The 8,921-nt window shown below is 57.0% G+C and carries 8 protein-coding genes, 1 tRNA gene and 1 pseudogene; 7 read left to right on the top strand and 3 right to left on the bottom strand.

Annotation, left to right across the window (positions count from 1 at the left end):
- From ABJK70_RS16280 to ABJK70_RS16260, 5 genes are all read left to right on the top strand, one after another.
- Window positions 1-375, top strand: a 375-nt coding sequence (locus tag ABJK70_RS16280) for a gamma-glutamylcyclotransferase family protein (RefSeq protein WP_347258484.1), incomplete at its 5' end; no start/stop codon positions are given.
- A 265-nt stretch (window positions 376-640) separates the two neighbouring features.
- Window positions 641-976 (top strand): STAS domain-containing protein, encoded by a 336-nt coding sequence (locus tag ABJK70_RS16275; RefSeq protein ID WP_077731446.1) that lies wholly within the window; start codon window positions 641-643, stop codon window positions 974-976.
- Between the two features lie 13 nt (window positions 977-989).
- Complete coding sequence (locus ABJK70_RS16270; protein WP_156879738.1) at window positions 990-1,421, top strand: ATP-binding protein; 432 nt, start codon at window positions 990-992, stop codon at window positions 1,419-1,421.
- Between the two features lie 94 nt (window positions 1,422-1,515).
- Entirely contained in the window at window positions 1,516-4,875 is a 3,360-nt protein-coding gene (locus ABJK70_RS16265; RefSeq protein ID WP_347258483.1) for an NAD-glutamate dehydrogenase domain-containing protein, read from the top strand.
- Between the two features lie 170 nt (window positions 4,876-5,045).
- Window positions 5,046-5,122, top strand: a tRNA-Arg gene (locus ABJK70_RS16260).
- 14 nt (window positions 5,123-5,136) lie between these two features.
- On the opposite strand, the gene ABJK70_RS16255 is transcribed toward ABJK70_RS16260, so the two are convergent.
- The 3 genes from ABJK70_RS16255 to ABJK70_RS16245 all read right to left on the bottom strand — a co-directional run bounded on the left by ABJK70_RS16255 (window position 5,137) and on the right by ABJK70_RS16245 (window position 7,751).
- Window positions 5,137-6,252 carry a site-specific integrase gene (locus ABJK70_RS16255; RefSeq protein WP_347258482.1) on the bottom strand — a complete coding sequence of 372 codons (1,116 nt, stop codon included), beginning with the start codon at window positions 6,250-6,252 and terminating at the stop codon, window positions 5,137-5,139.
- A gap of 450 nt (window positions 6,253-6,702) precedes the next feature.
- The gene (locus tag ABJK70_RS16250) at window positions 6,703-7,410 is read right to left on the bottom strand and encodes a S24 family peptidase (RefSeq protein WP_347258481.1); all 708 of its coding nucleotides are present in this window, start codon (window positions 7,408-7,410) and stop codon (window positions 6,703-6,705) included.
- An 11-nt stretch (window positions 7,411-7,421) separates the two neighbouring features.
- Window positions 7,422-7,751, bottom strand: a complete 330-nt coding sequence (locus ABJK70_RS16245; RefSeq protein ID WP_143735214.1) for a hypothetical protein — start codon at window positions 7,749-7,751, stop codon at window positions 7,422-7,424.
- On the opposite strand from ABJK70_RS16245, the gene ABJK70_RS16240 reads away from it, so the two are divergent.
- Together ABJK70_RS16240 and ABJK70_RS16235 are read left to right on the top strand one after the other, a co-directional pair.
- The gene (locus tag ABJK70_RS16240) at window positions 7,738-8,565 is read left to right on the top strand and encodes a ParA family protein (RefSeq protein ID WP_347258480.1); all 828 of its coding nucleotides are present in this window, start codon (window positions 7,738-7,740) and stop codon (window positions 8,563-8,565) included. The two genes, ABJK70_RS16245 and ABJK70_RS16240, sit on opposite strands and share 14 nt — an antisense overlap.
- Before the next feature lie 10 nt (window positions 8,566-8,575).
- Window positions 8,576-8,921 (top strand): annotated as a pseudogene (locus ABJK70_RS16235) (hypothetical protein); the annotation flags it as partial.

The following is an 8,921-nucleotide window of genomic DNA, read 5'->3' as shown; positions in this document are numbered from 1 at the left end:
CCGGAGGTAATGCGAGCCGTCACCGGCAGTGTTTTCCCATCGCAACCGGCCCGGTTACATGGTTTTGCCCGCTATCGTATTCGCAACCGGGTCTATCCAGGACTTCGCAGAGAGACGGGCAGCTTTACCGACGGTGTACTCTACGAAGATGTCTCGGCACGCGCGCTTAAAGATCTGGACGCGTTCGAGGACGACTTTTATCGGCGCGAAACCCTGACCGTGGTCACCCGCACGGGGATTCAAGCCGATGCGGAAGTTTATATCGTTCCGCCCGCGCATTACCGGCTGCTCGTCCGGCGGAGCTGGAATCTGGAGGACTTCAAAGAAACGTGGCTCCGTGAATTTTTAACTCATTGCCGCCGTCTAAGTAATTAAACCAATCGTTTCACGCCGGTAGTTCCGGCCCGATAAGAACATGTGAACGGTAAGCTGCTGCAAGATCTGCTCTCGATACGACTCGCAATCGTCACAAGTCCCCGGATTACAAGGCGCTGAAACACGACCCGATTGCCGCGCCGGTATTCGGCGCGAAAACTTACCTACAAGAACTTTGCGCCTATGTCTTTGCCGATGAATTCCACGTTATTATTCTCCGTGCAACTTGTCCTATAGAAACAATTGCGGATGCTGGAGCCAAACGATGAATATCTCGACTGAAAATCGTAACGGCAGGACCATCCTCAGCCTAAAGGAAGAGCGCCTCGATGCGCACAACTCCGGCGAACTGAAGGATTACATCCTCAAGCTTTTGGAAGACGGTCACACGCGCTTGGTTATCGATTTGTCGGGCGTCCGTTTCATCGACAGCTCAGGCTTGGGCGCTTTGCTGTCCGGTTACAAGAACGCTTCCTTGCGTTCCGGCAGCTTCGTACTGGCGGGACTACAGCCGCGTGTACAATCCATGTTCGAGCTTACCCGCTTGCACCGGGTGTTCGATATCTATCCCAGCCTTGGGGAGGTACCGAGCAGCAACTAGCCAGGAGATTTCGATGGGCGGCGAAACCGACATTATCAACGTCGAAATTGTGGTCCCGAACCAAACTCGGTATTTGAGTTTAATCGGCAATATCGCCGAACAGGTGGCCAAGACTTTGGATGTCTACACCGGCGACCGCGATGCGCTTGCCTATCATCTCAACCTGGTTTTGACCGAAGCGATGGTCAACGCCATTCAGCATGCGGCACCGGGCGACGCGAACAAGACCGTTAGGGTGTGCATGCGCATAAGAGACAAGGATCTCCGGATTTATGTATACGACCATGGTCAGGGTTTCGATTTGAATGCCGTACCGCCTCCTAATCTCGATGCCTTGAACGAACGCGGCCGAGGCATTTTCTTTATGCGGACATTTATGGATTGGGTCAGCTACCGTAAGGCGGACAACGGCAACGTGTTGGAAATGTACAAGAGGCTGGCCTAGACCTCATCAATCGGCCGAACTCGGATGCGGCGAAACTCTAACCATCCCAGCCGCGAATACAACCGGCATTCCGATTCGGCAGGAGAAAAAGACTATGCCCTGGGAACGCAGCTTCAGAATTTTTCTCGACCAGGCCGCTCGGGAATTCCATCAAACCGCCCCCTCGTTTCCTTATGAGCAGGCTTTCTCCGCCGAATACCGCGCGCTCGTTCCTCCACAGCTGGCAACTCGTGACGCATTCAAGGTAGAACAAGTCATCCGAACCGGCCGGGAAGCCGTCGACCTGTGGGAACCCGACCGGCAACTCGGCGATCCGTTCCATCGCCTTCAGCTTTACGGGCTGCGCGAGCGGAGCCTGGACGAGATCATTCCGATCCTCCAGGACCTGAACTTACGGGTGGTCGATCAGGTTCAGTTCAGGGGCGAGATCGGATCGCAGCGCATCTATATCCGCAGCTTCTCGGTCAAGCCCGCCGCGGACGGTTTCGATTCCCTGATACCCGTCAAAGAGCCGTTGCTGGAGGCCTTCACGGCACTGCTGACGGCACGGGCGGACAACGATGCCCTCAACGGCTTGCTGCTGCTGACGGGGCTTTCGTGGAAGGAAATCGACGTCTTCCGCGCTTACCGAAACTACTATTTTCAGCTCGGCAGCCGTTTCGGCCGTTTCCGCTTTCATCAGGCGCTGCTCAACAATCCCAAAACGGCCCTGCTGCTTTTTCACTATTTCGAGAGCCGCTTCAAGCCCGACAGGCGCTGGATCGATCTCGCCCGGCGCGAGGACGAAGCCATGTTGCCGATCCGCATGGAACTGGGCTCGTCGCTGAACGAGGTGGAAGATTCGAACGAGGACCGCATCCTCCGCGATCTGTTCAACCTCATCGACGCCACGCTGCGGACCAACTTCTACCGGAGGATGGATCAGCCGGACCATTTCGTCGCCTTCAAAATCAGCAGCCTCGGGATCATCAACATGCCGGCGCCGAGGCCGTTGTTCGAAATCTACGTCCATTCGGCGCTGATGGAAGGCATACACCTGCGCGGGGCCAAGGTGGCTCGCGGCGGCATCCGATGGTCGGATCGGCCGGACGACTTCCGCAGCGAGATTCTCGATCTGATGCAAACTCAGATGATCAAGAATTCCTTGATCGTTCCGCACGGGGCCAAGGGCGGATTCATCGTCAAGCAGACGGCGCGGGATCCGGCCGATCGCGAGCGGCTGGTCCAGGAAGCGTATTCCACACTGATTCGCGGGCTCTTGGACTTGACCGACAATCTACAAGGCACCGTCGTGACGGCCCCCTCCGAGGTCGTGCCCCACGACGATGCCGATCCCTATCTCGTGGTCGCCGCGGACAAGGGGACGGCGCGGCTGTCGGATCGCGCCAATATCATCGCATCGGAGTACGGATTCTGGCTCGGAGACGCCTTCGCCAGCGGCGGCTCGCATGGTTATCACCACAAGAAGCTCGGCATTACCGCCCGCGGCGCCTGGGAGTGCGTGAAACGGCACTTCCGCGAATTGGGCCAGGATATCGACACCCGACCGTTTACGGTGATCGGCATCGGCAGCATGGACGGCGACGTGTTCGGCAACGGCATGCTGCTGTCCGACAAGATTTGCCTGCGCGCCGCCTTTAGCGCCAACCATATCTTCCTCGATCCGAGTCCCGACCCGGCGCAGTCCTATCGAGAGCGAAAGCGCCTGTTCGATCTTCCCTACTCCAGCTGGGACGATTACGACCGCGGCTTGATCTCGCCCGGCGGCGGCGTGTTCCGGCGCGATGCGAAGGACATTCCACTTTCTCCGGACGTCCGCGAGTGGCTCGGGGTGCACCACGTCACGGTCGACGGCGAAGAACTGATCCGGCTAATGCTGACTGCTCCGGTCGATCTGCTCTGGCTCGGCGGCATCGGAACCTACGTCAAAGCGAGCACCGAGACCAACGAGGACGTCGGCGACAAAGTCAACGACAGCACCCGCGTCGACGCCAACCAGATCAAGGCGAAAGTCGTCGGCGAAGGGGCCAACCTCGGCTTCACCCAACTCGCCCGTGTCGAATACGCTCTGAGCGGAGGGCGCATCGATACCGACGCGATCAATAACTCGGGCGGAGTAGATCTGTCCGATCACGAGGTCAATCTCAAGATCCTCATGAATCTTCTGCAACACAAAGGACTGATCGCCGACCGGGAGGAACGCGACCGATGGCTGGCGGAAGTCAAGGACGATGTTTGCCGTTCGGTCCTGGCCAACAATTATTGGCAAAGTCTCTGTCTCTCGCTGGACCACCAACGCTGCCTACAGGATGCGGAACCGTTCCTCGAAGCCGCCGCGCGCCTGATCAACGCTGGACTGCTCGACCCGGCGGTGGAGTCGTTTCCGTCCCGCAAGGACATCGCGGCACGCTCCCAACAAGCCTTGACCCGACCGGAACTCGCGGTATTGATGGCTTACGCCAAACTAGCCTTGAAGCGGGCTTTCTTCGATAACCCCGAGTTTCTGTCGGCATCCTGGGCCGGGGATTGCCTGGCCGGCTATTTTCCGGCCGCGGTACGGGAGCGTTTCGCCGAAGCGCTCGACGAACATTCGCTCGCCATGGAAATCACCGCCACGGTGATCTGCAACACGCTCATCAACCAGGCCGGCGCGGGCTTTCTGGTTTGGGTCGACGAACTCGAGCCCTCTCTCCTCAATCAAGCCGTCAGGGCTTATCTCCTGTTCGACCGTGTACTCGACGGACGTACGTTGCGCTACAAGATCTGCGCTCTGGACGATCGAATCGCAGCCGCTCGGCAGCTCGAGCTTTTGCTGCGTTTGGAAAGCCTTCTGAACTCGTTCTGCCTCTGGGCGCTGCAAAAAGGCAAAGCGCTGCATCCGAGTCCCGAATCGGTAGCCCTGTGGCGCACGGACCTGGCACAGCATCTAGCTTATCTGGCGGAAAGTCTCGCAACGAGCGAGCTCCCGGATTACGAGCAGCGTATCTCGGATTCGGAAGCTTTGGGCTTCACTGTAGAAGAAGCCCGTCTCATGGCGCTCATGGAACGGCTGCACAACTTTCCGGCCTTGGTCGACTTGACCGCCCGCACGGGCGAGCCGCTTTCAAAGGTAGCCGAACTGAACGATGCGGTCGCCGACTATCTGGACTTAAGACGGCTGATTCCCCGGCTCGATGACGTAAAACCCCGCAACCGCTGGGAACGCCGGGTACAAACTGCATTACTGGAACGGCTGAAGTCCGGCTCGGTTCGCTTCAGCCTTGCCATGCTGCGCGCCGGATTACGCGATCCGGCCGCATTTTTCACCGGACCGCGTCTCCAACAACGCCTGGCGAAACTGCGCCGATTCGGACGGGAACTCAACGAATCTACGGAAGTCTCCCTGATTCCGTTCACTGCCCTGGTTACGGCGTTGGACGCCTTGCGGGAAGCCTGCGACGATCCCAACGATTGACCGGACGCTCAAGGGTATTCCCCCTCGCCTTTGCGGGAGAATGCAGTCGAAATCACGCGGCAAAATATGAATTTACTGGCCTTCGGGCGGGTCTTAGAGGTACACTATAGCCGCTTTTTTAAAGCTATCCGCCTGATCTAAAAGCCTTTACGGCAAAATCAATCCGCTCCGCCCCGGTAGCTCAGTAGGATAGAGCGTCCCCCTCCTAAGGGGAAGGTCGTACGTTCGAATCGTATCCGGGGCGCCAACCGAATCAATCACTTAGCCAAGCTTTGATGGTCTTTCACGACCGTCAACGTGACTATTTCGTGACTTATCCACGAGGCTCAACGCAGCCCTGGTATTCTCCGGGCTGAGATGAGCATAGCGCTCGGTCATCTTGATCGAGCTGTGTCTAAGGACATCTCGAACGGTATACAACGGTACGCCGTCCATGACCAACCAGCTGGCCAAGGTGTGACGCTGGTCGTGAATCCTAAATTTTTTGATCCCTGCCTTCTTTATTGCCGACTTGAACGAACGGCGAAGCGTGGTCAATCGCTCGCCGTCCTTTCGGCAAAATACCCAGGGACTCTCCGGGCAGTAGCCGGCCCTGAAATTGGCCCTGGATAGCAGCGCACCCCTCGCCTCCTGATTAATCGGTACGGTGCTGACCTTACGACCCTTCTGGTCCTGCTCACCGAGCCAAATCAGGTTGTTTTGAAAATCAACGCGATCCCACGTCAACCAGAGCATTTCGCCGAGTCGACAACCCGTGTTCAACGCCAAGCGGACGAAGTCCACCAACCAAGGTGCGCGACGATTGTCTCTCGCGGCAGCAATGAGCTGTTGCGCCTCATCTGGCGTTATCCAACGCGTTATACCTTGAGGCTCTCGAAGTTTCTTCTTCGCGGCAGGATTCGGAATTTTCCATCCGAGTTCATCGCGACAGTAATTTATCGCCGCACAAAACAGTCCAACTTCCTTATTGATGGTGGCGGGCGAGGCGCCATGAGTTTGTCTTTGCCTGATGTAGGCTTTGACCTCCAAGTCTTCTATCGACGTGATGCTCCGCCCTTGAAAAGCCAGATAAAGATGGCGAGCAGTGCTTTTCACTTTCGACGTAACAGGCCTCGCTTTGAAATATTCCAAGAGGACTGCATCAAAGGAAATGTCGCATTCCTCATTGCCATCGGGCTTTCGTCCCCACTTGACTTCCTCGTAGACCTCCGTTTTCCATTTACTCAGGAGCGCGTTCGCTTCGCGCCGCCCTTCACTTCCTCGACTCCTGACAATCCCAGTAGAACACCTAATTCTCTTTCCGCTTGCGTCTGTGAACGAAGCCCAGAAGAACTGCGAGTCCTTCCGCTCATAAATACCTTCTTTGAATTTGCGCATGTGCTCATCTCCTGTCGCACATTCCCCGCGCGGTGGCCATTATGCACAGATTGAGTTTTGTCTTCTATCCAGGTACGGACAGCCTGGGCGGGGATTCTCACGGCTCTTCCGATCCTGACGATCGGAATTTCGCCGCGATCGATCAATCTGCGGATGGTGCGGGTCGACAGCCCACCCATCTGGCGGGCGGTCTCGTCAATGCTCCACAACAGAGGCTCGGGCGGGGACGTCACAGTAGACTCTCTCCGAAAACTCGGACTCGATGAATGGGATCGGAGCAGATAATACCATAATGGTCTATTCAGTAAATACCTTTATGGTATCCTCGTTTCAGCGAGTTGCACAAGCAGCGCGCTGTCGCAAGAGAACGGCGCCAGGACCAAGGCGGGTTACCTTTTTTCTAGACCGATTTTCCGACAGGCGGAAGGAGCAGCAGAGGCCGAGGGGCGGTTAGATCTTCTCGCCTTTGAAAATGACGACCCCACAATAGACGGCCGATTCCCCCAACTCCGTCACGCGTCCCGGCCAGTCTTCGTTGAGCGCTTTCAGGTAACGTCTGCCGCCTTCGATGATAAGCTGTCGAAACACGGGCTCCTGGTCGGCTTCCAGGCGAACGATGACGAATTTGCCGTGTTCCGGCGGAACCGCAGGGTCGACGAAAATTAACTCGCCATCGCGAAAGCGTGGCTCCATGCTGATTCCTGTGACGCGCAGCACATACGTGTGTTCGCTGCACTCGACGGGGCAGAGGTATTTCTCCAGAGCTTGTTGTCCATCCTTGATCTCGGACCAGCGTCCTGCCTCATTCCAGCCGATCAAGGGGACCACCCGCTTGATGGGAGGGACGGTCGCCACGTTCGAGTGCGGTAGAGGGGGTCTCTTTTCAGCCGGCGCGTGGCGCGTTCGTTGTATCCCTGCCTCGTAGTCGACAAATTCATGAACCAAATCCATCCAGCCATCCGGTTTCCCCGTAATCCTCTCGATCTTCTGCGCCAGATTTCGTCCAACATTGCGCCGGTGCGCAGGATTGGAGCTAAAGATCCGTGAAATCTGCGACGCTTGAATAGCTAAAGCTCGCGCCAGGTTAGCATCGATCCCCTGATAGTCCTGCTCGATCAGCCATATCAGATTTTGTCGCCTGATCTCTTCAATTCTCATGCCAGAACGGTCTATTTTTGACCGCTACGGTAATTTGTCGCAGCGGTATAGTTATTGACAATATGAATACCTTTTAGGTATTTTTCAAGCCTCTTGGGTTGATTTCCTCCGGGCGAGCCCAAGCCATCCTGTCCGTGCAAGAGGCCGAGTAAGTATCCGGGAAGAAGGCGAAGTGTACCACGCCCCGTATTGGTCACTTGAAAGGACAGCGAGCGCTTCGACCGGATGCGGTAAGGCGAAAAATCATTGACCAGTTCGGTAACCAAGCACCCCTGATCGCGTGACGATACCGGATGGGGATAGACCGACGATAAGCGTGAGGGCTCCATGACGATCTGCATTACCATCACCAGTACCAAAGGGGGCGTCGGCAAGACCACCTTGACCGCAAATCTGGGAGCGCTGCTGGCCGACTTGGGGCAGAAGGTCCTTTTGATCGATGCAGATCCTCAGCCTACTCTGTCCGGCTACTACCGATTGGCATCGGTGGCGCCTCACGGTTTGACTGAATTGATGGTGGCAGCCAGCACCGAAACCGTCATCAGCCGAACCGATCTGGATCGTCTGGACTTGGTGTATTCCGACGATCCCGACGGAAAACTGCGGGATTGGATTCGTGACGCGGTGGATGGCCGGGTGCGATTGAAACATATCCTGGCGCGATTCGACGGAATTTATGATTTCATTCTGATCGATACCCAGGGTGCGGTGGGGCCTCTCCAGGATGCAGCGGTTGCTGCCGCCGATCTGCTGTTATCTCCGATTCCACCGGAAATTCTTTCCGCCCGCGAATTCGTGCGCGGCACGGTAGCCATGCTGGAGCGATTGAAACCGATGGCTTACCTCGGTGCCCCCATCGGTCCTTTGCGTGGTGTCATTTACCGACAGGACCGCACGGTGGACGCCCGCCGCATCGTTGAAGAGCTACGCAGCGAAGCCTATCTTCCCAGCAAAGGCGCCATCACCATTCTGGATGCGGTGATTCCGGCCTCGGTAGTCTATCGGGAAGCTGCCACATACAAGCAACCGGTCCACCGGTCGGAGCGCAGGTCCAGAAATCAATCCCCCACCGCTCTGGATACGATGCTGGGTTTGGTGGTCGAGCTGTTTCCTCATCTGAAGCTCGCCGAGCTGTTACCGCCGAACAAGGCGTGACAGGCGCGCCATGAGCCGCAAGACTACCATCCCCGATGTGCGCGGCCTCTTATTGGAGGGAAACTTCGGTACCAGCCGGGATTTGCCCACTACCGATCCACTCACTACGACCCAAATGTTCTTGGAGATCGAGCGGATCAAGCCGTACGACCGCAATCCCCGGCGCGCCATCAATCCCCGTTATCACGACATCAAGGACTCGATCCGTGCCCAGGGCGGCCTCAACAATCCACTCACCGTGACCCGGCGTCCCGGTGACGAACTCTTCATGGTGGAGTCCGGCGGCAACACTCGGCTGATGATCCTTAAGGAACTGTGGCAAGAGACACAGCATGAGTCATTTCGCCGAGTGCATT

It is taken from the genome of Methylocaldum sp. (genome assembly GCF_039794385.1).
Classification (GTDB): Bacteria; Pseudomonadota; Gammaproteobacteria; order Methylococcales; family Methylococcaceae; genus Methylocaldum.
This window is presented reverse-complemented; position numbering and strand designations above follow the sequence as displayed.

Excerpts from the sequence above, each read along its gene's own strand:
- ABJK70_RS16275 (WP_077731446.1), top strand. The coding sequence starts at position 641 with ATGAATATCTCGACTGAAAATCGTAACGGCAGGACCATCCTCAGCCTA.
- ABJK70_RS16270 (WP_156879738.1), top strand. The coding sequence starts at position 990 with ATGGGCGGCGAAACCGACATTATCAACGTCGAAATTGTGGTCCCGAAC.
- ABJK70_RS16265 (WP_347258483.1), top strand. The coding sequence starts at position 1,516 with ATGCCCTGGGAACGCAGCTTCAGAATTTTTCTCGACCAGGCCGCTCGG.
- ABJK70_RS16255 (WP_347258482.1), bottom strand. The coding sequence starts at position 6,252 with ATGCGCAAATTCAAAGAAGGTATTTATGAGCGGAAGGACTCGCAGTTC.
- ABJK70_RS16250 (WP_347258481.1), bottom strand. The coding sequence starts at position 7,410 with ATGAGAATTGAAGAGATCAGGCGACAAAATCTGATATGGCTGATCGAG.
- ABJK70_RS16240 (WP_347258480.1), top strand. The coding sequence starts at position 7,738 with ATGACGATCTGCATTACCATCACCAGTACCAAAGGGGGCGTCGGCAAG.
- ABJK70_RS16245 (WP_143735214.1), bottom strand. The coding sequence starts at position 7,751 with ATGCAGATCGTCATGGAGCCCTCACGCTTATCGTCGGTCTATCCCCAT.